General features: G+C 60.8%; 29 protein-coding genes. 11 read left to right on the top strand and 18 right to left on the bottom strand.

The genetic code is table 11. The features are described from left to right. Positions 1-10: 10 nt before the first annotated feature. The 8 genes from coaA to hisB form a co-directional block, all read right to left on the bottom strand. Positions 11-970, bottom strand: a complete 960-nt coding sequence (coaA, locus tag BM413_RS18390; protein ID WP_091915677.1) for a type I pantothenate kinase — start codon at positions 968-970, stop codon at positions 11-13. Between the two features lie 172 nt (positions 971-1,142). Continuing rightward, positions 1,143-1,460, bottom strand: coding sequence for a phosphoribosyl-ATP diphosphatase (locus tag BM413_RS18395; RefSeq protein ID WP_091915679.1), 318 nt, complete (start codon positions 1,458-1,460; stop codon positions 1,143-1,145). Positions 1,461-1,480: 20 nt separating this feature from the next. Next, the gene (hisF, locus tag BM413_RS18400) at positions 1,481-2,266 is read right to left on the bottom strand and encodes an imidazole glycerol phosphate synthase subunit HisF (protein ID WP_091915681.1); all 786 of its coding nucleotides are present in this window, start codon (positions 2,264-2,266) and stop codon (positions 1,481-1,483) included. 111 nt (positions 2,267-2,377) lie between these two features. Further along, positions 2,378-3,226: an arginase family protein gene (locus BM413_RS18405; protein WP_091915683.1), complete on the bottom strand. Its 849-nt coding sequence runs from the start codon at positions 3,224-3,226 to the stop codon at positions 2,378-2,380. Then, positions 3,223-3,966: a 1-(5-phosphoribosyl)-5-[(5-phosphoribosylamino)methylideneamino]imidazole-4-carboxamide isomerase gene (gene hisA, locus BM413_RS18410; protein ID WP_091915685.1), complete on the bottom strand. Its 744-nt coding sequence runs from the start codon at positions 3,964-3,966 to the stop codon at positions 3,223-3,225. The genes BM413_RS18405 and hisA overlap by 4 nt, the downstream gene beginning before the upstream one ends. After that, on the bottom strand, positions 3,963-4,613 hold the full coding sequence (hisH, locus tag BM413_RS18415; protein WP_091915687.1) for an imidazole glycerol phosphate synthase subunit HisH: 651 nt from the start codon (positions 4,611-4,613) through the stop codon (positions 3,963-3,965). Before hisH ends, hisA begins: the two co-directional genes overlap by 4 nt. 1 nt (position 4,614) lies before the next feature. After that, entirely contained in the window at positions 4,615-5,100 is a 486-nt protein-coding gene (locus tag BM413_RS18420; RefSeq protein ID WP_091915689.1) for a DUF2628 domain-containing protein, read from the bottom strand. Between the two features lie 5 nt (positions 5,101-5,105). Continuing rightward, positions 5,106-5,705: an imidazoleglycerol-phosphate dehydratase HisB gene (hisB, locus tag BM413_RS18425; protein WP_091915952.1), complete on the bottom strand. Its 600-nt coding sequence runs from the start codon at positions 5,703-5,705 to the stop codon at positions 5,106-5,108. Between the two features lie 193 nt (positions 5,706-5,898). Between hisB and hslV the strand changes: the two genes are divergently transcribed. The 6 genes from hslV to BM413_RS18455 all read left to right on the top strand — a co-directional run bounded on the left by hslV (position 5,899) and on the right by BM413_RS18455 (position 11,024). Continuing rightward, positions 5,899-6,447 carry an ATP-dependent protease subunit HslV gene (hslV, locus tag BM413_RS18430; protein WP_091915691.1) on the top strand — a complete coding sequence of 183 codons (549 nt, stop codon included), beginning with the start codon at positions 5,899-5,901 and terminating at the stop codon, positions 6,445-6,447. Then, entirely contained in the window at positions 6,437-6,958 is a 522-nt protein-coding gene (locus tag BM413_RS18435; RefSeq protein ID WP_091915693.1) for a GNAT family N-acetyltransferase, read from the top strand. The genes hslV and BM413_RS18435 overlap by 11 nt, the downstream gene beginning before the upstream one ends. Further along, a complete protein-coding gene (locus tag BM413_RS18440) occupies positions 6,955-7,554 on the top strand; it encodes a DUF2585 domain-containing protein (protein ID WP_091915695.1) in 600 nt (199 codons plus the stop codon). The genes BM413_RS18435 and BM413_RS18440 overlap by 4 nt, the downstream gene beginning before the upstream one ends. Before the next feature lie 4 nt (positions 7,555-7,558). Next, positions 7,559-8,626 (top strand): hypothetical protein, encoded by a 1,068-nt coding sequence (locus tag BM413_RS18445; protein ID WP_244537913.1) that lies wholly within the window; start codon positions 7,559-7,561, stop codon positions 8,624-8,626. 25 nt (positions 8,627-8,651) lie between these two features. Next, positions 8,652-9,962 (top strand): ATP-dependent protease ATPase subunit HslU, encoded by a 1,311-nt coding sequence (hslU, locus tag BM413_RS18450; protein ID WP_091915697.1) that lies wholly within the window; start codon positions 8,652-8,654, stop codon positions 9,960-9,962. 102 nt (positions 9,963-10,064) lie between these two features. After that, a complete protein-coding gene (locus BM413_RS18455; protein ID WP_091915699.1) occupies positions 10,065-11,024 on the top strand; it encodes a DUF1402 family protein in 960 nt (319 codons plus the stop codon). 13 nt (positions 11,025-11,037) lie between these two features. On the opposite strand, the gene BM413_RS18460 is transcribed toward BM413_RS18455, so the two are convergent. From BM413_RS18460 to BM413_RS18475, 4 genes are read right to left on the bottom strand one after another with little or no spacing between them, the layout of a single operon-like run. Beyond that, positions 11,038-11,406, bottom strand: coding sequence for a helix-turn-helix domain-containing protein (locus tag BM413_RS18460; RefSeq protein WP_091915701.1), 369 nt, complete (start codon positions 11,404-11,406; stop codon positions 11,038-11,040). Next, the gene (locus tag BM413_RS18465; protein ID WP_091915703.1) at positions 11,403-11,945 is read right to left on the bottom strand and encodes a Smr/MutS family protein; all 543 of its coding nucleotides are present in this window, start codon (positions 11,943-11,945) and stop codon (positions 11,403-11,405) included. Before BM413_RS18465 ends, BM413_RS18460 begins: the two co-directional genes overlap by 4 nt. After that, the gene (locus tag BM413_RS18470; protein ID WP_091915705.1) at positions 11,942-13,039 is read right to left on the bottom strand and encodes a murein transglycosylase A; all 1,098 of its coding nucleotides are present in this window, start codon (positions 13,037-13,039) and stop codon (positions 11,942-11,944) included. Before BM413_RS18470 ends, BM413_RS18465 begins: the two co-directional genes overlap by 4 nt. 22 nt (positions 13,040-13,061) lie before the next feature. Then, positions 13,062-13,769 (bottom strand): Tim44/TimA family putative adaptor protein, encoded by a 708-nt coding sequence (locus BM413_RS18475; protein WP_091915707.1) that lies wholly within the window; start codon positions 13,767-13,769, stop codon positions 13,062-13,064. 188 nt (positions 13,770-13,957) lie between these two features. Between BM413_RS18475 and BM413_RS18480 the strand changes: the two genes are divergently transcribed. After that, entirely contained in the window at positions 13,958-14,446 is a 489-nt protein-coding gene (locus BM413_RS18480) for an FxsA family protein (protein ID WP_091915709.1), read from the top strand. A 114-nt stretch (positions 14,447-14,560) separates the two neighbouring features. Further along, positions 14,561-15,067 (top strand): protein-export chaperone SecB, encoded by a 507-nt coding sequence (gene secB, locus BM413_RS18485; RefSeq protein ID WP_091915711.1) that lies wholly within the window; start codon positions 14,561-14,563, stop codon positions 15,065-15,067. A 72-nt stretch (positions 15,068-15,139) separates the two neighbouring features. On the opposite strand, the gene dnaQ is transcribed toward secB, so the two are convergent. From dnaQ to BM413_RS18510, 5 genes are read right to left on the bottom strand one after another with little or no spacing between them, the layout of a single operon-like run. Beyond that, a complete protein-coding gene (gene dnaQ / locus BM413_RS18490; protein ID WP_091915712.1) occupies positions 15,140-15,844 on the bottom strand; it encodes a DNA polymerase III subunit epsilon in 705 nt (234 codons plus the stop codon). Between the two features lie 53 nt (positions 15,845-15,897). Beyond that, complete coding sequence (gene coaE / locus BM413_RS18495) at positions 15,898-16,503, bottom strand: dephospho-CoA kinase (protein ID WP_091915714.1); 606 nt, start codon at positions 16,501-16,503, stop codon at positions 15,898-15,900. Beyond that, positions 16,500-17,339, bottom strand: coding sequence for a shikimate dehydrogenase (locus BM413_RS18500; RefSeq protein ID WP_091915716.1), 840 nt, complete (start codon positions 17,337-17,339; stop codon positions 16,500-16,502). The genes coaE and BM413_RS18500 overlap by 4 nt, the downstream gene beginning before the upstream one ends. Then, on the bottom strand, positions 17,332-17,931 hold the full coding sequence (locus BM413_RS18505) for a Maf-like protein (RefSeq protein WP_091915718.1): 600 nt from the start codon (positions 17,929-17,931) through the stop codon (positions 17,332-17,334). Before BM413_RS18505 ends, BM413_RS18500 begins: the two co-directional genes overlap by 8 nt. A gap of 34 nt (positions 17,932-17,965) precedes the next feature. Continuing rightward, a complete protein-coding gene (locus BM413_RS18510) occupies positions 17,966-18,787 on the bottom strand; it encodes a pyruvate, water dikinase regulatory protein (RefSeq protein ID WP_091915720.1) in 822 nt (273 codons plus the stop codon). A gap of 397 nt (positions 18,788-19,184) precedes the next feature. Here BM413_RS18510 and hemE point away from each other — a divergent pair, with 397 nt between their 5' ends. From hemE to rho, 3 genes are all read left to right on the top strand, one after another. Next, entirely contained in the window at positions 19,185-20,219 is a 1,035-nt protein-coding gene (gene hemE, locus BM413_RS18515; RefSeq protein ID WP_091915722.1) for a uroporphyrinogen decarboxylase, read from the top strand. Further along, positions 20,216-20,758, top strand: coding sequence for a protoporphyrinogen oxidase HemJ (gene hemJ, locus BM413_RS18520; protein WP_091915723.1), 543 nt, complete (start codon positions 20,216-20,218; stop codon positions 20,756-20,758). Before hemE ends, hemJ begins: the two co-directional genes overlap by 4 nt. 161 nt (positions 20,759-20,919) lie before the next feature. After that, positions 20,920-22,185, top strand: a complete 1,266-nt coding sequence (rho, locus tag BM413_RS18525; protein WP_091915725.1) for a transcription termination factor Rho — start codon at positions 20,920-20,922, stop codon at positions 22,183-22,185. Between the two features lie 6 nt (positions 22,186-22,191). Here the strand turns inward: rho and BM413_RS18530 are convergent, their stop codons facing one another. Then, on the bottom strand, positions 22,192-24,216 hold the full coding sequence (locus BM413_RS18530) for a thioredoxin domain-containing protein (protein ID WP_091915727.1): 2,025 nt from the start codon (positions 24,214-24,216) through the stop codon (positions 22,192-22,194). Positions 24,217-24,243: the final 27 nt, after the last annotated feature.

Raw genomic sequence — 24,243 nt, forward strand, 5'->3', positions numbered from 1 at the left:
CCAGCGGCGCTTAAAGCTTCCGCAGCGCCACTTCCTCGACCAGATGGTCCTCGCCCTTGCGCAGGATCAGGTCGGCGCGGGGGCGGGTCGGGAGGATGTTTTCCCGGAGGTTCTTCAGGTTGATATTGCCCCATAAGCCCTCGGCGATCGCCTTGGCGGCATCCTCGGACAGTTGCGAATAACGATGGAAGAAAGACTCGGGATTGCGGAAGGCCGTCTCCCTCAGCCGCATGAAACGCTTGATATACCAGCTGTGAATCAGCTCTTCCTCGGCATCGATATAGATCGAAAAATCAAAGAAATCCGAGACGAAGGGGACGAAGTTGCCGTCCTTCGGCAGTTCGCGCGGCTGCAGCACATTCAGCCCTTCGAAGATTAATATATCAGGCCGATCGATGGTGACGTACGCACCCGGCATCACGTCATAGGTCAGGTGCGAGTAGAGCGGCGCGCGCACGTCGCGCTGGCCCGACTTGATCGCCGACAGGAAGCGCAGCAGCGCGCCGACATCATAGCTGTCGGGAAAGCCTTTGCGCTCCATCAGGTTCTCGCGGCGCAGCACCTCGTTGGGCAGCAGGAAACCGTCGGTGGTCACGAGATCGACCTTCGGGCTCGACGGCCAGCGCCCGAGAAGCTCCTTAAGGATACGCGCCGTGGTGGATTTTCCGACCGCCACCGAACCGGCCATGCCGATGATGAAGGGCGTCTTGGCGACCTGATCGCCGCTGAAAAACGCCTGGCGCTGGCGAAACAGCAACTGGCTCGCCTCGACATGGGCGTAGAGCAGACGCGACATCGACAGGTAGATGCGGCGGACCTCGTCGAGATCGATCGGGTCGTAAAGCGAGCCCAGCCGCTTGACCTCGTCCGCCGTCAGGGTCATCGGCGTATCGGCGCGGAATTCGGCCCATCGCTCGGCCGAAAAGAAGCGGTACGGGGAATATTTTACGGTCGGAGCGAGTTGATCCATCGCTTACCCTCAGGCCAAGCATTTGTTTTTACGCAATTCCCGGGCGGAAAACCGTTTTTCCTGGAATTGCTTAGAGTGAGATGACGTTTCCTTGAATCGTCATCTCACTCTAGCATATTGATTTTGAAGCATGATCTTGCCTGAAAAGTCTGCAACTTTTCGGGATCATGCTCTAGCTGCGCGATGCCTTCTCGGCAATCCCGGACTGGCCGGTCCTTTTTTCGAGCTCCGCAAGCACGTCCGACAGCGGCACGCCGGCGACCGCCAGCACGACCAGCCAATGATAGAGAAGATCAGCACTTTCGGAAACGAGGTCCTTTTTGTCGCCCTTGACGGCGGCGATGACCGTTTCAACGGCTTCCTCGCCAAGCTTCTTGGCGGCGCGCTCCATGCCCTGGGTAAAGAGCTTGGCGGTCCATGACGAGGGATCGCCGGAACGGGCACGTTCAGCGACGATGCGTTCGAGATCGTTCAGGGAAAAACCGGTCATTCGCATCTCGGCGAGAGAGGTCACGCGGCAGCATCCAGCCGCATCGGCAGGCCTGCTTTTGCCATGTAGTCCTTGGCCTGCGCAATGGTGTAGGTGCCAAAATGGAAAATGGAAGCAGCCAGCACGGCAGTCGCATGGCCGTCGCGGATGCCGGCGACCATGTGCTCGAGCGTGCCGACGCCGCCCGAGGCGATCACCGGCGCGCGCACCGCGTCAGCCACCGCGCGGGTCAGGGCGATATCGTAGCCGGCCTTGGTGCCGTCGCGGTCCATCGAAGTGAGCAGGATTTCGCCGGCGCCGAGATCGACGACCTTTCGGGCGAACTCCACTGCATCGATGCCGGTTTTTTCGCGGCCGCCATGGGTGAAGATTTCCCAGCGGTCGCCCTCGCTCGGCTGCGAGACCTTCTTCGCATCGATGGCAACGACGATGCACTGGTTGCCGAACTTGTCAGCAGCTTCGGCAACGAAATCGGGATTCTTCACCGCCGCCGTGTTGATCGACACCTTGTCGGCGCCGGCCAGCAGCAGCTTTCGTATATCAGCCACCTGGCGCACGCCGCCGCCGACGGTCAGCGGCATGAAGCAGTGCTCCGCCGTGCGGGCAATGACATCGAAGATGGTTTCGCGGTTGTCGGACGATGCGGTGATGTCGAGGAAGCAAAGCTCATCGGCACCGGCCGCATCATAGGCCTTGGCCGCCTCGACCGGATCGCCGGCGTCGATCAGGTCGACGAAGTTGACGCCCTTGACGACGCGGCCGTCCTTAACATCGAGACAGGGAATGACACGGGCTTTGAGGGTCAAAGGACGGCCTCCATTTTTGTTTGCGCGTCCTCGCCGCTTCGCGGCTGCGGGCGTCGCGGGGCGTCCTTGACGTCGAGACAGGGAATAACGCGGGCTTTGAGGGTCATTGCATCAGGCCTCCCGTTCCTTGCGTTCCAGCGTATCCAGGAAGTCGACGAGCAGCTTGCCAACCAGTGGAGGCGCTTCGGCACTGGCGTCGAATACCGGATCGTAGGCAGAGATAGTCAGCCCGACGACCGGGATCAACCGCGCAACACCGCAGGCCATCAGCCGCAACTGGTCGGGGTTTGGGCCACCCGGCGTAGCGTAGCGGTTGGCCTGCAGGATATCCGGGTCGTGGACATCAAGGTCGAGATGCAGATGCGTGCGGCTGGCACCGGCAGCCTTCAGCCTGCCGACAGCGCCAGGCGCCTGCGTGCACTCTGCGCGGATGACGGGCAGGCTTTCCAGAAGGCGTTTTTCGTCCGGATCGAGATCGCGGGCATCGACCAGCAAGCAGCGCGAAGGGTCGATTGCCTGGAAACCGGGAATGGCATTCGCCATCGGGCGCCAGCACAGACCGAGCACGGTTGCCAGCGCCATGCCGTCGAGGAAGCCGAAGGTCGATGTCTCGGGCGTGTTGATATCGCCATGCTGGTCGGCCCAGATGATCGAATCGGCGTCGTCTCCGGCAACCGCGCCTGTCGTGGTCAGGCAGTTGCCGGAAAGCACGATCGGGAACCGCCCGGCGGCCTTGCTGGCCGCCACCCTGGCCGCGACGGCATGGCAGACGGCAAAACCGGTCGCGATCTCGCGCCCCTGCTCGTCGCCAACCTTGCCGATATCCTCAACCGTAATGTCGTGCCCGCTCAACGTCAGCGCTTCGACCAGTCCGCCGGCGATGATAGCCTCAGGGCCCAGTCCGACGCCGGATTGATAATGGCCGCTGTCATAGGGTGCGAGGATGAGCGAAAGCTTCATCGCCGGCTGCCTTTCCCCGCTTTCAGAATTGTGAGCGCTTCCGCCGGGTCGATGCGGCCGTCATAGAGCGCGCGGCCGGAGATCGCGCCTTCGAGCTTTGTCGCATCGGGCATGGTCATGCGCACGATGTCGGCGATCGAGGCGAGGCCGCCCGAGGCGATGACCGGAATGGAGACTGCTTCGGCAAGGTCGATGGTCGCATCCCAATTGATGCCGGTGAGAATGCCGTCGCGGTCGATGTCGGTGTAGATGATGGCCGACACGCCGGCACCTTCGAACTTTTTTGCCAGCTCGATGACACCCAGTGAGGAGGCTTCAGCCCAACCCTCGACCGCCACCTTGCCGCCCTTGGCGTCGATGCCGACCGCAATCTTGCCCGGAAACTTCTTGCAGGCTTCGATGACCAGGCCGGGATCGCGCACGGCGACCGTGCCGAGGATGACGCGCGCCAATCCCTTGGAAAGCCAGCTTTCGATATGATCGAGCGTGCGGATGCCGCCGCCGAGCTGGACCGGATTTTTCGTCGCCTTGAGTATCGCCTCGACGGCCGCGCCATTGACGCTCTCGCCGGCGAAAGCGCCGTTGAGATCGACGACATGCAGCCACTCAAAACCCTGATCCTCGAAGGATTTTGCCTGGGCGGCGGGATCGGCGTTGTAGACGGTGGCCTGATCCATGTCGCCGAGCTTCAGGCGAACGCACTGGCCGTCTTTCAGGTCGATGGCGGGAAAGAGGATCATGGCTTCCATTTCAGAAAATTGGTGATCAGGGCAAGGCCGAGCGCCTGGCTCTTCTCGGGATGGAACTGCGTGCCGGCCATGTTGTCGCGCGCGACCGCGGCGGTGACCGGACCGCCGTAGTCGGCAACGGCCAGCACCTGGTCCGGCTTGGTCGCATCGAGATGGTAGGAATGGACGAAATAGGCATGCAGACCGCCCTCTCCCGTCCGGATTCCGTCAAACAGCGGATGCGAATGTTTCACGTGAATCGTGTTCCAGCCGATCTGCGGGATCTTCAATGCCGGGTCGGACGGGGTGATTTCCTTCACGTCGCCGGCGATCCAGCCGAAGCCGTGGGTGATCGTCTTTTCGAGACCACGCTCGGACATCAGCTGCATGCCGACGCAGATGCCGAGAAACGGCCTCGCCTGTTTTATCGCGACCTCATCGATGGCTTCAGTCATGCCCGGCACTGCGTCGAGCCCGGCGCGGCAATCGGCATAGGCGCCGACGCCCGGCAGCACGATGCGGTCGGCGGTGCGGACGCGCTCGGCATCGGCCGTCAGGTCGATCTCGGCGGCAATGCCCGCCTCGCGCGCGGCGCGTTCGAATGCCTTGGTGGCCGAGCGGAGATTGCCCGACCCGTAATCGATGATGGCAACACGCATGTCAGGCTTTTCCGGGATATTGAACGAGGCCTAGCGCCGGTGCAGGTCGCGAAAGCGCATGGGGCGAGGCAACGGCGACGGGCCGGGCAATATCCTCGGCCTCGGCAGTCTCGCCGCTCGCAGCCTGTGTGAGATAGCGTATCTCGGCGTCAGATATATCATCGGCCTCGACAGCGCCCCATTCGCGCCAGCCCCGGCGGCGAAGAGCTGCAATGCGCAGCGCCGGCCCTTCCAGGCCGACAAAGATCGAGACGAGCAGCGACAGCAGCGAGCCGGTCACGCCGAAGCCTGCGACTTCGCCAAGCGCTGCCAACGCCAGAGCCGCGGCGAATGCAAACGCGGCTTCGATCCAGAGACGGTGCCAGAGCAGCCAGATCGGGGGCACGAGAAAGGCAAAAACCGCAAACCTGTCGCGGACGAAGACGGCCTTGTCGGATACCTCGCCGCGCCCCTTGAGCGGCGGCTCCATGACGACATAAGTGCTCATCGGCGTCAGCCTTTCAGCGAACCTTTGGTGGAAGGAACCGCGTCCGGCTGGCGCGGGTCGCGCTCGAGAGCCGTCCGCAAGGCGCGCGCCACAGCCTTGAAGCAGGTTTCGGCAATGTGGTGGTTGTTGGCGCCGTAATGATTGGTGACATGCAGCGTGATGCCGGCATTCTGCGACAGAGCCTGGAAGAATTCGCGCACCAGTTCGGTGTCGAAAGTGCCGATCTTCGGCGCCGAGAACTTTACGTCCCAGACAAGGAACGGCCGGCCGGAAACATCGATTGCAGCCCGCGTCAGCGTCTCGTCCATGGCAAGGTCGATCGACGCATAGCGCATGATGCCTCGACGCTCGCCGAGCGCCTTCGCCAGAGCCTGGCCGATGACGATGCCGGTGTCCTCGACCGTGTGGTGGTCGTCGATATGCAGGTCGCCCTTGGCCTTAACCGTCATGTCGATCAGCGAATGGCGCGAAAGCTGGTCAAGCATATGGTCGAAGAAGCCGACGCCCGTCGACATATCGGAGCGGCCGGTGCCGTCGATATCGAGGGAAACGGCGATCTCCGTTTCGCGGGTCTTGCGGCTGACTTCGGCGGCACGCTTGCTCATGGAGCGGTTCCTTGCATTCAGAAAACGTGAGCCTTCTAACAGCATGCTGCCACGATTTCCAGTTGGCACGACGCGTGTGTTGCGGCGCGTCTCGTGGGGATTTGCAATCATGCGGCCTATGCATACATATGGCGAAACAAACCTCGTACCGCGCCGATTGCCTTAAAGGGATGGCGCGCAATCGGAGCTGAATATGTCGAATGAATTGACGATGCACGCCACAACGATCGTGACCGTGCGCAAGGGCGGCAAGGTGGTGATCGCCGGCGACGGCCAGGTGAGCCTTGGCCAGACCATCATGAAGGGCAATGCCAAGAAGGTGCGCCGGCTCGGCAAAGGCAATGTCATTGCCGGTTTCGCCGGCGCCACAGCTGACGCCTTCACCCTGCTCGAACGCCTCGAAGCCAAGCTCGAACAATATCCCGACCAGCTGACGCGCGCCTGCGTCGAGCTCGCCAAGGACTGGCGCACCGACCGCTATCTGCGCCGGCTGGAGGCGATGATGCTGGTTGCCGACAAGAATGTCTCGCTGGCGCTGACCGGAACCGGCGACGTGCTGGAGCCGGAATATGGCGTGATGGCGATCGGCTCTGGCGGCAATTACGCGCTGGCCGCGGCCCGCGCGCTGATGGACACCGACAAGGACGCCGAAGAGATCGCCCGCAAGGCGATGGAAATCGCCGCCGACATCTGCGTCTACACCAACCACAGCTTCGTCATCGAAACGCTCGATGCCGCCTGAGGCGCAGCCCCGCTACAGCTTCCGTCCGGTGGTCGAGGCAGATTTGCCGATGATCGCCGGCTGGCTGCGGCAACCGCATGTCGCCGAGTGGTGGGACGATGCTGAAGACGAGATTGCCTCGATCCGCGAGCATATCGACAGCATATCGGTCGAGCCGCTGATCGTTGAGCTGAACGGCAAGCCGATCGGCTATCTGCAAAGCTACGATCCGCATCTCGAGGACGACCATCCCTATCAGGACCAGCCATTCGGCACGCTTGGGCTCGACCTTTCCATCGGCAGGCCGGAGCTTGTCGGCATGGGTCATGGCTCGGCACTTTTGCGGCAGTTCGTGGAAGAGCTGTTCGAGGAAGGCACGCCGCGCGTGATCATCGACCCGGACCCGGCCAACAAAAGGGCCATTCGCGCCTATGAGAAGGCCGGTTTTCGCGCCTTCGACACACGGACCTCGATCTATGGTCCGGCCCTGATGATGGCGATCGACGCCGATGACTGGAACGAGGACGCATGACCGCTTCGGCAGGGCAGAAAAAAGACGCTTTTCACCTGTCCTGGCAGGCTGGCGTCGCGATCGCAGCAGCGCTGATCATCGCGCAGGCGGTGATCCTCTATATGATGGGCCGGGTGCCGATCTGCGAATGTGGCTATGTGAAACTCTGGCACGGGGTCGTGCAGAGTTCCGAGAATTCGCAGCATATCAGCGACTGGTACACCTTCTCGCACATCATCCACGGCTTCCTGTTTTATGCGCTTGCCTGGCTGGTGCTGCCCGGACGATCGATTTGGGTACGGCTGGCGCTGGCCATTGTCGTGGAAGGCGCCTGGGAGCTCCTGGAGAACAGCGATTTCATCATCAACCGCTATCGGGAAGGCACGATATCGCTCGACTATTATGGCGACAGCATCGTCAATTCGGTGTCGGACACGCTGGCGATGGTGCTGGGCTTTGTCATGGCGCGACGCCTGCCCGTATGGAGCATCCTGGTTCTGGCGCTGATCTTCGAAATCGGGGTCGGTTATCTCATCCGGGACAATCTGACACTCAACGTAATCATGCTGGTCCATCCTTTCGAGGCGATCAAGCAGTGGCAGGCGGGGGCCATCTAGACCTATGAACACGCTTTCCAAATCGCCGGACATTTTCATCTCGAATGCAGCGCTGCTCGCGGCGATAGAACGCGGCCTTGTGACGGCCGAACAGGCGCAAGGGCTGCGCGATCTGGAAAGGACGAGAGCCACCGCCCTCGACGTCGAACCGCAGGATGACGAAAAGTTCCGTTTCATCAGCGGGTTCAGCGATATCTTCGTGACGATCGGCCTTGGCCTGTTCCTCGGCGCTGTGGGCTACTTCTCCATCGAATTCATCGGCAGTGTCGGCATGTGTGTCGTCATCGCGGTGGCGAACTGGCTGCTTGCAGAATATTTCACCCGCAAGCGGCGCATGGCGCTGCCGAGCATCGTGCTGCTTCTGGCTTTCGCGGCAGCGGTGTTTGGGGCCGTCGCCTTGGCCCTGGATCCGAGGCTGGGCTTCGGATCAGCGTTTGCCGACGATACCGGCTGGCCAATCGTCGTGGCCGGGCTCGTCACTGCCGGCGCCACTGCGCTGCACTACTGGCGTTTTCGCGTGCCGATCACAGTGGCAGCCGGGGTCGCGGCTCTGGTCGCCGCCGCTGTCGGGCTTGTTTTCATCGCTGCTCCCGATCTCATTGCGCAGATCGCCAAGCCACTGCTGCTCGTTTGCGGGCTTGCGGTGTTCGCGCTCGCCATGCGCTTCGATCTGAGCGATCCGCTACGCCAGACCCGGCGCACCGACATCGCCTTCTGGCTGCACATGCTGGCTGCACCGCTGATCGTCCATCCGCTCATCAGCGGCCTGGTCGGCCAAGGCGGCCCCGAGGCCATTTCGGCCTGGAGCATCCTTGCGATCTTCATCGGCCTTGCATTCGTCGCCGTGCTGGTCGACAGGCGCGCCATTCTCGTCTCGGGCCTGTCCTATGCCGGCTTTGCCTTCGGTTCGCTGGTCGTCAAGGCGGGACTGTCGGACAGCGTCGTGCCGCTGACCATGCTGGTGCTCGGTGCGCTGGTGCTTCTTCTGAGCGCCGGTTGGCATTCGCTGCGCCGTACTCTTCTGTCACGGCTGCCGGACGCCCTTGCGGGCCGGCTTCCGGCTCATACATAAGCAAAAACAAAACCGAGTATCCAATATGTCAAATTTTTCCCCCCGCGAGATCGTTTCCGAACTCGATCGTTTCATCATCGGCCAGAAGGACGCCAAGCGCGCCGTGGCCATCGCATTGCGCAATCGCTGGCGCCGCCAGCAGCTCGAAGGCAACATGCGCGAAGAGGTGATGCCCAAGAACATCCTGATGATCGGGCCGACCGGCGTCGGCAAGACCGAGATTTCGCGCCGTCTCGCAAGGCTGGCCGGCGCGCCATTCATCAAGGTCGAGGCAACCAAGTTCACCGAAGTCGGCTATGTCGGCCGCGATGTCGAGCAGATCATTCGTGACCTCGTCGAGACCGCGATCGGCATCGTGCGCGAAAAAATGCGCGAAGACGTCAAGGCGCGTGCGCATCTCAACGCCGAGGAGCGCGTGCTTGAGGCGCTGGTCGGCAAGACGGCCAGCCCGGCCACCCGCGACAGCTTCCGCAAGAAGCTGCGTGACGGCGAGCTCGACGACAAGGAGATCGAGGTCGAGGTTGCCGACACCGGAACCGGCGGCATGCCGGGCTTCGAGATTCCGGGCATGCCCGGCGCCAATATCGGCGTGATGAACATCAACGACATGCTGTCCAAGGCCATGGGTCAGACGCGGACCAAGACGCGCAAGACCACGGTCAAGGAGTCCTACGAGCTGCTGATCGCCGACGAATCCGACAAGCTGCTCGACCAGGACGAGGTCGTGCGCAAGGCGCTCGAATCGGCCGAGAATGACGGCATCGTCTTCCTCGACGAGATCGACAAGATCGCCGCCAGGAGCGACATTTCCGGCGGTCCGTCCCGCGAAGGCGTGCAGCGCGACCTGCTCCCGCTGGTCGAGGGCACGACGGTTTCGACCAAATATGGGCCGGTGAAGACCGACCATATCCTGTTCATCGCGTCGGGCGCGTTCCATGTTTCCAAGCCCTCCGACCTCCTGCCGGAGCTTCAGGGCCGCCTGCCGATCCGCGTCGAGCTGCGGGCGCTGGAAAAGGATGATTTCCGGCGCATCCTGACCGAGACGGAAGCCAGCCTGATCAAGCAGTACATCGCGCTGATGGGCACCGAAGGCGTGACGCTCGAATTCACCGACGATGCGATTGATGCGCTGGCCGGAATTGCGGTCGACCTCAACGCCAGCGTCGAGAATATCGGTGCGCGGCGCCTGCAGACCGTGATGGAGCGCGTGTTGGACGAAATCTCCTACACCGCTCCCGATCAGTCGGGCACCTCGGTGAAGATCGACGCCGCCTATGTCGAAAAGCATGTGGGCGATCTGTCGCGGAACACGGATTTGTCGCGATTTATCCTTTAAGGATCGCATCAAAACGATCCTTACCAACGGAAAGCGCTCGACTTGGTCGGGCGCTTTTCCTAACGTGCGCGGCTCGTGGCTATCGCAAGGTTGCGGCAACGCATGAAGATACTGTCTGTCCTGGCATCTATTCTGGTTCTGACCGGCGGGGTTTTGCCGTCCGCGGCGCAAACGCTTGTGCCGCCGGGAAACCGCAACGCCGAACAGCCGACGGTGCCGGGCGCCTCGTCCAAGCGCACCAAGGCCGGCAAGACCAGCTTCGACGCCAAGTACCGCAAGGTCTATGCACTGTTCAAGAATGATAGCGCGCTGCGCGCGAAGATCCGCGAGGTCGCATCCGCATACAGGATCGACCCGATGCACATCGTTGGTGCCCTGGTCGGCGAGCATACCTACAATGTCGATGCCTATGACCGGCTGCAGACCTATTATGTGAAGGCGGCGGCCTATCTCAACAACGGCATCAGCTTCACCTACAAGGGCGAAGACGTCACCGATTTCATCCAGCGGCCCGAATTTGCCGGCTGCGCCAGCAAGACCGACAGCTACGATCTGTGGGAATGCCGAGAAAACGTCTGGAACCGCCAGTTCCGCGGCAAGACGGTGGGTGGCAAGAGCTATCCCAACGACCGTTTCAGCGCCACCTTCTTCCAGCCCTTCTATGCCGGCCAGACATTCGGCCTTGGCCAGCTCAATCCGCTGACCGCACTTCAGGTGAGCGATCTGGTCCACCGGGTTTCGGGACTGCCGAAGCTCGATGCCGCGCGGCCGGGCCAGGTCTATGAAACGATCATGGACCCGGACCTGACCTTGCCTTATGTCGCCGCCGTCGTGAAAACGTCGATCGACGCCTATCGCAATATTGCCGGCTTCGACATTTCGAAGAATCCGGGGATCACCGCGACCTTGTACAATATCGGCAACCCGGAAGCGCGCGCCTATGCGCTGAAAGCGGAAAACCAGAAGCGGCAGAGCGAAGGCCAGGAAGCCAAGTTTCCAGAAGAAAATTATTACGGCTGGCTGGTCAACGACAAGCTGCCGGAATTGCAGGCGCTTTTCTAGCCGACGCCGAAGATCAGCGCCGTCGCCCGCGAGCGGCTTTCAGTTGCGCGGTGAGGTTCAGGATATCGTCCTCACCGATCCGGTTTATCGAACGGGCCAGCAGATTGGCGAGTTCGGTCGCTGCTGGAGACAGCCCCGATGTATCGATCACCACGCGCGGATGCGACGTTTCGGCCAGACGCTGCAGATCCTCGGCGTCATCCCAGATGATGTTGAAATAGCCGATGATCTTCTGGATAAGAGCCCAGGTCGGGGTTCCGCGCCTGCCATGCTCGAGTGCGGAGAGATAGGCGGCACTCACGCCGAGGGCTGCGGCCATTTCCTTCTGGCTGACGCCTCTTTCGTCGCGCAGCGCGCGCAGCCTTTCACCAAGCGGCGTCATGATTTCGGCACCGCATGACGGCGAAGCCTTATGTAGAGCGCGCCCGAGCCGCCGTGGTTGCGGGCGGCATGGTCGTGACTGCTTACAAACATGCGAAAAGGCGGTGTCATCAGCCAGGCCGGCACGGCGCGGCGCAGCACGCCCTCGCCGCCGGAAGACGAACCCTTGCCGGTGATAACCAGGACGTAGCGCACACCGCCGGCATAGGCGCGGGTCAGGAAGGAAAGCAGCAGCGAATAGGCCTGATCCTGCGTCAGGCCGTGCAGATCGACCCTGCCCTCGATCGGCAGGCGGCCCTTGGCAATCTTGTCGTGGGTCGGCGCATCGAAGGAATGCGTGACGGTCTGGCGCGGCTTGGCTGGTGTTGGAGCTGCCGGCTTGGCGACCGGTTTGTCCATGGCCATCGCCTGTTCCATGGTCATCGGCTCCGGCGACGGTTCTTGCACGCCCACCTTGCCTTTGAGCGGCTTGGCCGAGCGCGCGACCAGGTTCCAGAGGACACGGTCCTCGTCGCTGAGTTTTTTGACGCGCCCGCTCATGATGATGCCTCGCCGGCAAGGCTTCGGGGAATGAGGGCGAAAAAATCGGCATTGTTTCGCACCACACCCGCAATCTCGCCGGCCTCAAAACCGGAGCCGGCGAAGAGATCGCCTCGCGCAGTGCCGACGATGGCCGAACCGGTGTCCTGGGCGATCATCAGGCGGCGGAAGGGCTTTTTCTCGAAGGCCGTCAACGTCGGCGCGTGGATGAAGAACGGCGTGCCGAATGTGTGGAGCAGCCTGTCGACGGCAACGGAGCGGCCCGGCGTCAGCGGCACTTTTGCCGCGGCGATCGGACCAAGCTCCGGTTCGTCGACAGGCGCATCGCGGAAGAAGATGTAGGACCGGTTTTGCCAGAGGATTTCGCTTACCCGGTGCGGGTTGGCGGCCAGCCATGCCCGGATCGACTGCATGGTGACCTGTTCGAGCGGGATTTCACCGAGATCGGCCAGTTTTTTCCCCGGTCCCGAAAATCTCTGACCGGATTTTGCCGCATAGGTGACCCGGCGCAGCGATCCGTTCGTCATCTTGAGCCGGGCGGCTCCCTGGACATCGATGAAGAACGCATCGACCGGGTCGGCAACCCAGGCGATTTCCAGCCCGCGCCCAGCCAGAGCGCCCTGTTCGATTGCCGCGCGATCGAAATATTCAACAGGGCCCGTTGGCGTCTCGCGCCCGAAGGCGAGATATGGATCCATGCCCGCAGGGCGGTTTTCGTCATCGATATCGATCAGATCGTCGGGCCGCGCCAAGAGCGGAACCCTGAATTTTTCGGTTCGGCTGGCAGATGCTTCCACTTCCGGTTCGTAGAAACCAGTGACGAAACCGGCTTCCGTGTCATCCGGCACGACGAGCGCCGGAACGAAATGACGCTCAAAAAAAGCCCTGGCATCGCCAGTGCTTTCGGCTCGGGCCGCGGCATAGGCTTCTTCGAAGGCCGAAAAATCGATGCCGAGCGAACCCGTTCGATAGGGTTTGTTCAGGACGTGGAAGGCTGAGTGGCGAAAGGCGGCGTAGGCATCCGCCTGGGTGTCATCTGCCCAGCCGGGCAGGTCGTCGAAGGAGACGATGCGGAAAACAGGCGACAAAGGCACCGGCCCGGCTCCCGCAAAAGGCTCAGTCTTCTTCTTCGGTGGCGACGAGCTTCCAGTTCGGGTCGCGCGAGCGGGTGTCGCGGGCGAAGGTCCAGACGTCCTTGACCTCGGCCACCGTCTCGGGATCGCCGTCGATCACCTCGCCGGCCTTGTCGCGCGTGGCGGAAATCAGCTCGCTGACGATGCGGAGCGTGATATGCGCCTCGCCATTCTTCATCTCGGCCGAGACGATATCGGCCTTGTCGATGCCGACGAAAGAGGACTGGATCTTTTCCGAGCGTCCTTCGCGATCGGAAATCGCGGCGACAAAGCCATCATAGACTTCGCGCGAAAGCAGGTTTTTCAAGGTTTTGCGGTCGCCGTCGGCATAGGCCATGACGATCATCTCATAGGCCATCTTGGCGCCGTCGACGAAGGTTTTAGGCTCGAAGGTCTGGTCGCCGTCCTTGATCGCGCGCAAGCCCTTGTTCAGCTCCGTGCCGGGCTTGGCGAAGGCGTCGATTGCCACATAGGCTTCGTCATTGTCTGCGGAAACGCGCTTGCGCGGCAGGGAAACGACATTTTCGGGTTTCGCCGAGGCGTCCTTGTCGCTGCGGGTCCGCCCGGCAGTGTAGGGATCGAAGGGCGGACGCTCGTTGCCGGTGCGGCGGCCGAGCACATTGCGCAGCTGGAAGAAGATCACGACAGCCGCAATCAGAAAAAATATCGTGCCGAAATCGAAGAATTCCATGTCTTTCGCCACTAGTCCTTTGTCTTCGGCCGGCAACACCGCCGTTTCGCCGCATTCCGCGCTTCAATCCATGCATATAGAACGCATGCCGTCATCATTCAAATCAAAGGCATGCATACCTATCTATCGTATAATGTGCCAGCATCGGGTGCTGGGCATTTTGATGCAACCTTAATATTGGCGGGCACGTGCGGGTTTCCCTCATTCCTTTGTTTCTTCTTCTGCTTCCCCTGATCGAAATCGCCGGTTTCGTGGTCGTCGGGCGCCAGATCGGCGTTTTGCCTACTCTGGGGCTTACCATCGCCACCGGAATCGCCGGCGGCATGCTGATGCGCTACCAGGGATTCAGCGTTCTGGCCGGCATTCGCGCCGAAATCGAGGCCGGGCGCGACCCCAGCCGCAACCTCGCCCATGGCGTGATGATCCTGCTTGCCGGCGTTCTGCTGCTCATTCCGGGCTTCGTGACGGATATCGTCGGCATATTGCTTTTCATTCCACCGATCCGCGACCTCGGCTGGCGCTTTATCAAGCGGCGGGTCAATTTTTCGGCGGATTTCGGCCGGATGGGCGGCTTCCCGCGGGACGGCAGGCGCGAAAAGACCATCGATCTCGACGAAGACGACTATACCAAAGGCCCCGACCCGCGTTCGCCCTGGCGGCAGATCGGCGACGAGTGATCCGCCAAACGGCCTGAAACCGGCAAAAACTTGTGTTGGCAAGAACACCATGCTAGCCAACGCACGATTTTAATCCGGGCCGCCGGGCGGCTGAAGCAAAGAGGATCATGGCTCATGGCCAAGAACGACAATGACGCCGCGGGCGCTGTGAGCAACGGAAACGGCAACAACGGCGTGCAGCCTTCGTTGAACGTGCTTGCCCAGTATGTGAAGGACCTTTCCTTCGAAAGCCCCGGCGCGCCGAATTCGCTGCGCGGCCGCGATAAGGCTCCCGGCATCGCCATCAATGTCAACGTCAACGCCAATCCGCTTTCGGACAAGGAATTCGACGTCAATCTGTCGCTGACGGCCAAGGCTGCCTTCGACAAGGACGTGCTGTTCAATGTCGAGCTCATCTATGGCGGCGTCTTCAAGATCGAAGGCTTCCCGCAGGAGCACATGCTGCCGCTGCTGTTCATCGAATGCCCGCGCCTGCTGTTCCCGTTCGCTCGCCAGATCATCGCCGACGCGACGCGCAATGGCGGCTTCCCGCCGCTGATGCTCGACCCGATCGATTTCGCGCAGATGTTCCAGCAGAAGATGGCCGAAGACCAGGCTGCGGCCAAAGTCCAGGTCAGCTGATTTCTCCAGCGAAACCAATTGAAAAACCCGGCCTAGCGCCGGGTTTTTCGTTTTCAGCTCTGTTTTTGTTTCTCAGTTCTCTTGGAAATTTTGCCAGAGGGCTTTTTCGCCGAGATCGGCGATCAGGCGCATATGCGCGGCACGTTCGGCATCCGTCAGGCGGCGCGGTAGCGGTTCGGGACGCGGCTCGATCGAAATCTCAATCTGGATTTCGGTCGTGGCATCCGACCTTGTTTCCATGCCTGCGTCCAGGACAAGGGCCGTCTGCTTGCCGCCGATCAGCTCGATATAGACTTCGGCCAGAAGCTGCGAATCGAGCAAGGCCCCGTGAAAAGTGCGGTGGCTGTTGTTGATGCCGTAGCGGCGGCAGAGCGCGTCGAGCGAATTCGGCCCCATAGGATGCTTGCGCCGCGCCAATGCGAGCGAGTCGATGACGCGTTCCGAGCCGATCGCCGGCTGGCCGAGCCGGGCGAACTCGGCATTGATGAAGCCCATGTCGAAATTGGCATTATGGGCGACCAGCTTGGCGCCGTCGATGAATTCCATGAACTCTTCGGCTATTTCCGGAAAGGTCTTTTTATCCGCCAGTTGCTCATTGCTGATGCCATGGATCGCCAGCGCCTCGGCGTGAACGGCCCGCCCTTGCGGATTGATAAAGACGTGAAAGGTCTTGCCGGTCGGAAAGCGGTTGACGAGTTCGACGCCGCCGATCTCGATGACGCGGTCCTCGCGGGAATCGAGGCCCGTGGTTTCCGTATCGAAAATGATCTCGCGCATTCGAATCACCACTCCTTGACCAAGCATGGCCCCGACCGAGAATCCCGGCAAGGTCAGGCAGCGGGCTGTCCCGGCATTTCCTTGGTCAGCGTGGCGATGATTTCTTCGACCGACTTTTTCGCGACCTCAAGGTCCTGGCCGGTATCGATGATGAAATCAGCGAGCCGGCGTTTTTCCGCATCCGGCACCTGTTTTGCCAGAATACTGGCGAATTTTTCCTCGGTCATCCCGGGCCGCGCAAGCACGCGCTCGCGCTGGATATCCGCCGGCGCGGTCACCACGGCCACCTTGTCGACGCGATTGCGGCCGCCGGTCTCGAATAGCAACGGAATATCGAGCACAGCAAGCGGCGCTCCAGCCGCGCGGTGCCTTGCCAGAAAGGCGTCTGCATCAGCGCGAACCAGTGGATGGATGATCGCTTCGATCTTTTTCAGCGCTTCCGCGTCGCCCAGAACCTGACGCGCCAGCAGTGTGCGGTCGACAACGCCGTCCTTCACCGTTCCGGGAAACGCCGCCTCCACCAGGGGTGCGGCCTTCCCGGCATAAAGACGATGGACGGTTTCGTCGGAATCATGCACCGGCACGCCGGCATCGGCAAACATCTTGGCCGTCGTCGACTTGCCCATGCCGATCGACCCGGTCAACCCCAGTACGATCATTTGGCACCCAGATCCGAAACGATGAGGCTGCGCAGTTCCGGCGTAACCTCCGGCCTGACGCCGAACCAGCGCTCGAAGCCCGGAACCGCCTGATGCAGCAACATGCCGAGGCCGTCGACGGTCTTCAGTCCCCGCATCCGCGCCGCAGCAAGCAGCGGCGTCTCCAGCGGTACATAGACAATGTCTATAACGATGGCATGGTCGGGCAGATGTGACGGGTCGGCCGGGATCTCGGCGTTTCCATGCATGCCAAGCGCCGTTGTGTTGACCAACAGGCCGGCGTCGGAGAGCAGTTCCGAAACGGCATCGGAGGGATGGGCCGAAACACCTTTGCCAAAGCGATCAGCCAGTTCGGCAGCGCGCGCGACAGTCCGGTTGACGATGCGGATATCGGTAAAACCGCGCTGTTTCAGCGCGAAAATGACGGCGCGGGACGCGCCGCCGGCACCCAGCACCACGGCGGTCCCAGCTTTCGTCCAGCCCGGCGCATATTCATCGAGATTGGCGGCAAAGCCGTGTGCATCGGTGTTGGTGGCGCAGAGCTGCCCATCCTCGAACCACAAGGTGTTGACCGCGCCGATTTCCTCGGCGGCAGCGTCGCGACGATCAGCGAAGCGGTAGGCTGCTTCCTTGTGCGGTATCGTGATATTGCCGCCGGCCAGCCCGTTTTCGGCCAATCCGCCGAGAAAAGCTTCGAAGTTCTCCGGTGCGACATCGACGGCATCGTAGAAGCCGTCGATTCCGTGCTTTTTCAGCCAAAAACCATGGATTTTCGGCGAACGCGAATGGGCGATCGGGTGACCGCACACGAAGGCCTTAACGGCACGATCAGCCATCGATCGCTCCGAGATCGCGCAGCTTCGCCAGAAGCGGCAGCAGCGGCAGGCCGACAATGGTAAAATAGTCGCCGTCGATCTTTTCGAAGAGTTGGATGCCCTCACCTTCTATCTGATAGGCGCCGACGCTTGCCAGCGCCTTGTCGCCGACTTTTGCCAGATGGCGGCCAATGAAAGCGGGATCGAGCTTGCGCATGGTCAGCCGCGCGATGCTGACATCGCGCCATAGTGTTTCGCCGTCTCGTACCAAAACGACGGCGCTGTTGAGCTGATGCGTCTTGCCGGAGAGATCGAGCAGATGCCGGCGCGCATCTTCCTTGTCGCGGGGTTTATGGAAAACGCGGTCGCCCAGCGAGAGCGTCTGGTCACAGCCTATGACCAGGGCACCGGGGTGGCTTTCGCTGACATTGATTGCCTTGGCCTCGGCCAGGATCGACGCGACATCTTCCGGCGTAGCGCCAGTGCCTTCGAGCGGCGCCTCGAGTGCCCTCTCATCGACATCGGCCGGGATTGCGGTGAATTCGATGCCGGCATTGGCCAGAAGCGCCTTCCGGAACGGACTTGCCGAAGCCAGTATGATTTTCGCTGCCATGCAAACCTCGGTCGAAGGGTCGGTCGCGCTTCGACTAGCGCGTCTTGCCGCGCAGGGCAACGATTGCGGCTGCCGTTTCCTCGATGGAACGGCGGCTGACATCGATCATCGGCCAGTTGTGCCGCGTGCAGATCTGCCGCGCATAGGCAAGTTCCTCGGCAATCGACGCCCTGTCGACATAGCCTTGTGAATCATAACCGGTGGTCGTTCCCAGCACCCGGTTCTGACGGACCTGCGAGACACGCTCGGCGGTGGCGACCAGGCCAACGATGAGGGGTTTCCTGGCGTCAGCTAAGCTCTCCGGCAGCGGCACGCCGAGAACGATCGGGATGTTGGCGGTCTTGATGCCGCGATTGGCCAGATAGATGCTGGTCGGCGTCTTTGAGGTTCGCGATATGCCGATGAGAACGACATCAGCCTCGTCGACATCGCCGGGCAACTGGCCGTCGTCATGCTCCATGGTGAAGTTCAGCGCATCGATGCGCCGGAAATATTCGGCATCCAGCACATGTTGCGCACCGACCCGGCGGCCGGCCGGCGTACCGAGATAGGACTGGAAGACCGCAAGCACCGGCTCCAGCACGGAAACGCAAGGCAAGCCCATTTCGGCGCAGCGCGCATCGATCTGGCCGGCAAGGTTCTGGTCGACAAGCGTATAGAGAACGATGCCGGGCTCTTCCTCGATATCCTCGAACACCTTCATCAGCTGCTTGTCGGTGCGGATGAGCGGATAGATGTGCTCGATCGCCCTTGCATCCTTGTATTGCGCGGATGCCGCCCGCCCGGCGGCCAGCAGCGTCTCGCCGGTGGCGTCCGAAATAAGGTGAAGATGGAAGAAGCTCTGGGGTTTGTTCACAAGGCGCGCCCGGTTCTGTGGTCAAATGTGGATAAGCAGGACATTTGCCCCTCTCGGCCAGAGCGGACTGTATCAGAAGCCAGTTTGTCCACAATTCGCCCTGCTGTCTGTTTCGTTTTCGCGGCAAGGAGGGTTATGGGGATAAGTCGAACAAGCCTCAGAAGATTGTCATCGGCCTGAAATTTTCAGACCAGCAAGGCTTTGTAATTCCTGGCTGAAATCTGCTCGTCCCCAGAGTTTTCCAATTCACATCGAAATCGGCGCGACAATATGCTTTCTGGTTACAAAGGCTCGTTCGGGGATAAGTCGCAATTCCCGATTCCAACAGAGTCTAAGAATCAGAAGACTCTTTTCATAGAATTTATATTTATAGAAAGAGCTGGGAGGATAACGCTCAATGCACGCGCAACGCGTCATGCTGGACGTCCTGAAAGGCGAGACAGTTTCTCCGCCTCCACTCTGGATGATGCGGCAGGCTGGCCGCTACCTTCCCGAATACAGGGAGCTCAGGAAGAAGGCCGGAAGCTTCCTCGATCTCTGCTACAATCCGGACTTCGCAGTGGAGGTGACGCTCCAGCCGATCCGCCGCTTTGGCTTCGATGCTTCGATCCTGTTCTCCGACATCCTCGTCGTGCCTCATGCGCTTGGCCGCGATCTTCGCTTCGAGGAAGGGCGAGGTCCGCTGATGACGCCGATCTCGGCACCGGAAATTGCTGCTCTTGACGGATCGAATTTCCATCACCATCTGAAACCGGTCTACGAGACGGTAAAGCGCCTTCGCACTGAGCTCCCCGAACAAACCACATTGATCGGCTTTTGCGGCGCACCGTGGACGCTTGCGACCTACATGATCGCCGGCCATGGAACGCCCGATCAGGCACCGGCCCGGCTTTTTGCCTTTCGTGAGCCTGAGGCAATGGCGCAGTTGCTTTCGATGCTCTCGGACTATTCGGCCAAATATCTCATCAAACAGATCGAAGCCGGCGTGGACGTCGTCCAGATATTCGACAGTTGGTCCGGCGTGCTCGATGAGGCCTGTTTCGAAGCTTTCTGCGTCCGCCCGGTGGCGGAAATCGTGCGGCAGGTTCGCGCCGTCTATCCCGATGTTTCGATCATCGGGTTCCCGAAAGGTGCCGGCCACCGCTATTCCACCTATCGCGAGAAGACGGGCGTTACCGGTCTCGGACTGGATTGGACGGTGCCCTTGTCCCAGGCGCGGGCCTTACAGGCGGGCGGGGCCGTGCAGGGCAACCTTGATCCATTGCGGCTTGTAGCCGGCGGACGGGCCCTCTCTGAGGGCGTGGACGCTATCCTGAAGGCATTGGGCACCGGGCCACTGATCTTCAACCTCGGCCATGGTATTACGCCGGAAACGCCTATCGAACATGTCGAGGCGATGATCCGGCAAGTCAGGAGCTTTTCAGGGCAATGAGTGCTGAAAGCGCAAAAGTTTCGCCAAGCGGCGGACAGGCGATGAAGCGGGCGGCGATCGCGATCGGCATTTTCGTCGTTCTGACGGGATTGCTGTTCTACTTCGACCCGGAAAATCTCTATCTCTGGGCCAAGGCCGTGCATGTCATCGCCGTCATCTCGTGGATGGCGGGCATGCTCTATCTGCCGCGGCTGTTCGTCTATCACGTCGATGCCGAGCCGGGTTCTGTTCAGTCGGAAACTTTCAAGGTGATGGAGCGGCGTCTGCTGCGCGCGATCATCAATCCGGCGATGATCATTACCTGGGTGTTCGGGCTGTGGCTTGCCTGGAAAGGCTTTGGCTTCTCGGGTGGCTGGCTGCATGCGAAGATTGCGGCGGTCGTTGCGCTATCCGGTGTGCATGGTTATCTCGCTGGCGCGGTTCGCCGTTTTGCCGAAGACCGAAACACCAAACCGGCACGTCATTGGCGGATGATCAACGAGATTCCGACAGTTTTGATGATCATCATCGTCATTCTCGTCATCGTGAAGCCATTCTGACCGCTTCGATCCCGTAAAATGGCACCTTGCTCTTTGCCGGGTAGCCGGATAAAAGACAGATCTTCCTTCCCGCCACGCGCCGTCCCCACTTTCACCTTGACCGCGCTCGGCGCTCATCGCATTCGCCGATATTTTTCCCTTATCTCATTCAGAGTCCGTCTATGCAGGAAATGAAACTCCAGGAGTTCAAGAACAAGAAACCGACCGATCTCATTGCGTTCGCCGAAACGCTGGAGGTCGAGAACGCCAGCGTCATGCGCAAGCAGGAGCTGATGTTCGCCATTCTCAAGAAACTCGCGGCGCAGGACATCGAGATTATCGGTGACGGCGTCGTTGAAGTGCTGCAGGACGGTTTTGGTTTCCTTCGCTCCGCAAACGCCAACTATCTGCCGGGCCCGGACGATATCTACATCTCGCCTTCGCAGATCCGGCGGTTTTCGCTGAAGACCGGCGATACGGTCGAGGGTCCGATCCGCAGCCCCAAGGAAGGCGAACGCTATTTCGCGCTTCTCAAGGTCAACACGATCAATTTCGATGACCCCGAGAAGATTCGTCACAAGATCCATTTCGACAATCTGACGCCGCTCTACCCGACGGCGCGCCTGAAGATGGAAGTCGAAAACCCGACCACCAAGGATATCTCGCCGCGCGTCATCGATCTCGTGGCGCCGCTCGGTAAGGGCCAGCGCGCCCTGATCGTGGCGCAGCCGCGTACCGGTAAGACGGTGCTGCTGCAGAACATAGCGCACTCCATCACGACCAATCATCCGGAATGCTATCTGATCGTGCTTCTGATCGACGAGCGACCGGAAGAAGTGACCGACATGCAGCGCTCGGTGAAGGGCGAGGTTGTTTCCTCGACATTCGATGAGCCGGCGGTGCGTCACGTGCAGGTCGCGGAAATGGTCATCGAAAAGGCGAAGCGCCTGGTCGAGCATGGCCGTGACGTGGTCATCCTGCTCGATTCCATCACCCGTCTCGGCCGTGCCTACAACACCGTGGTGCCGTCATCCGGCAAGGTTCTGACCGGCGGTGTCGACGCCAATGCCCTGCAGCGCCCCAAGCGCTTCTTCGGTGCAGCGCGTAACATTGAGGAAGGCGGATCGCTGACGATCATCGCAACCGCGCTGATCGATACCGGCAGCCGCATGGACGAAGTCATCTTCGAAGAGTTCAAGGGTACGGGCAACTCGGAAATCGTGCTCGACCGCAAGGTCGCCGACAAGCGCATCTACCCGGCGATGGATATCCTCAAGTCCGGTACGCGTAAGGAAGACCTTCTCGTCGCCAAGCAGGATCTCCAAAAGATATTCGTGCTGCGCCGCATTCTGGCGCCGATGGGAACGACCGATGCGATCGAGTTCCTCATCGACAAACTCAAGCAGACCAAGACAAACGCCGATTTCTTCGACTCGATGAACACCTGATCGGGTTCATCGTCTCGGACGCAAGGCCTGCTCGAGTTCGTCAGGGTGGGTAATAATCGGAAGACAGACCGGGCCGGTGCATAGAAATGCGCCGGCCTTTGTCGTTGGCGGATAGGCACCGCCGGGCAGGCTTGGCAGGTTGGATTCGGCGCCAACGGGAACGACGAGGTCGACTCGTCTGGGGTCCGGGTATCGATTCGCCACCGGAATAAATTTCGGATCAGCCAGATCATCGACGATGACAAGCTTGATCGGACTGATCACCAGCGCGCAGGCGTTGACGATCCCGGCCTGACCATATTGCTGGCGTGACGCGCGCCCAGTGGCATGTTCTGCAACGCGCCAGGCCTTTTCCTGAAGCTGAACGTCACCGCCGGCGTCCGCCACCCGGATCATCGCCTCGATGATCTGGCCGGTGGCCGAGGGGATCGCTTCGTCTATATCGCCGCGGATTCTGATCGGAACGTCGGTGCTGTCCGATGCCGTCAGATAATAGCCGTTGTTGCCGCTGTCGGCATACCATCGGTCAAGCTGATCGAGAAAGGACCTTGCGCGCTCGATGTAGGCGACCTCTCCAGTTGCTTCGAACAGCGAAACTGCTGCATTGGCCATGGCGGCGTAGTCGCTCGACAGCGCGGGATAGAGCTTGCGGTCGCCAAGTATGGAGTGTGGCAGCCGGCCGTCGGCGTCCGCGTGCCCTACTATGAAGCCAAAGGCTCTTGCAGCTGCCGTGATCCAGTCTGGGCGAGACAAAGCGCGGCCGGCCTCGGCAAGTCCTGCTATGGCAAGGCCGTTCCAGTCAGCCAGAACCTTGTCGTCGCGGCCGGGACGAATGCGTCTTTCCCGCGCGGTCAAAAGCCGGCGTTTGATCGCATCGACTTCAGCGCGGTTTGCAAGGGAATCGTGACTCTGCGCCGGCGTTTGACAGATGATCGGCTTGCCTTCCCAGTTGGACGGTGAGGCAAGAGCGAAGTTATTGAAAAACAAAGATGAATCGTTTCCGAGCACGCTTTCGATCTCGGTTCTGTCCCAGGTGTAGAAAAGCCCCTCTTCACCTTCGCTGTCCGCGTCCAGGCTCGACGCAAAACCACCGCCCTCGACGCTCATTTCACGCAGGAGCCAGGCAACGGTTTCTTCGATTCGTACCCGGAACAACTCGTTGCGGGTTTCAGCAAAAGCCCAGTTGGCCATACGAAGCAATTGAGCATTGTCGTAAAGCATCTTCTCGAAATGCGGGACCAGCCAGTCGGCATCTGTCGAGTAACGCGCAAGCCCGCCGCCGACATGATCGTAAATGCCGCCACGCAGCATATGTTCAAGGCTGGAGACAACCGCGACGCGGTGCATCTCGTTTCCATTCTGCAGCCAGCTGAGCCACAGTGTCTGCATGAAAGGCGCATTAGGGAATTTCGGCGCGCCACGCAGGCCGCCGGCTTGATGGTCGATCATGCCGAATATGCCGTCGGCGAGTGTTGTCAGGAGAGCGCTGTCGATAGATGAGGATACGTGGTTGGCTGCAAGCCTTGCCTCGACATGATCCGTCAGCTTGTCCGCGCTGTCGGTGAGGCTTTGCTGTTTCTCGCGCCAGGCCTTGTCCACGGCCTCGAGAACCTGGATGAAACCAGGCCGGCCATAGCGCGGCTCCTTGGGAAAGTAGGTGCCGCCCCAGAATGGTTTCGCGTCTGGCGTCAGGAAGATGGTGAGCGGCCAGCCGCCCTGCTCGCCCATGGCAGTCAAGGCGGCCATATAGATCTGGTCTATGTCGGGCCGCTCCTCGCGATCCACCTTGATATTGACGAACAGCCGGTTCATGACGGCAGCGACATCTTCGCTTTCGAAGCTCTCGTGCGCCATCACGTGACACCAGTGACAGGCGGCATAGCCGACTGAAAGCAGGATAGGCCTCTCCAATCGTTTGGCTTCGTCCAGAGATTGTGGCGACCAGGCCCGCCAATGCACGGGATTCCCGCTGTGCTGACGTAGGTACGGGCTGGTTTCGTTCGATAACAGGTTTTCAGCAGGAAGATTCACGGAACCACAATTCGATGCGAGAGGACT

The sequence above is a fragment of the Mesorhizobium sp. YR577 genome (assembly GCF_900116595.1).
Classification (GTDB): Bacteria; Pseudomonadota; Alphaproteobacteria; order Rhizobiales; family Rhizobiaceae; genus Mesorhizobium_M.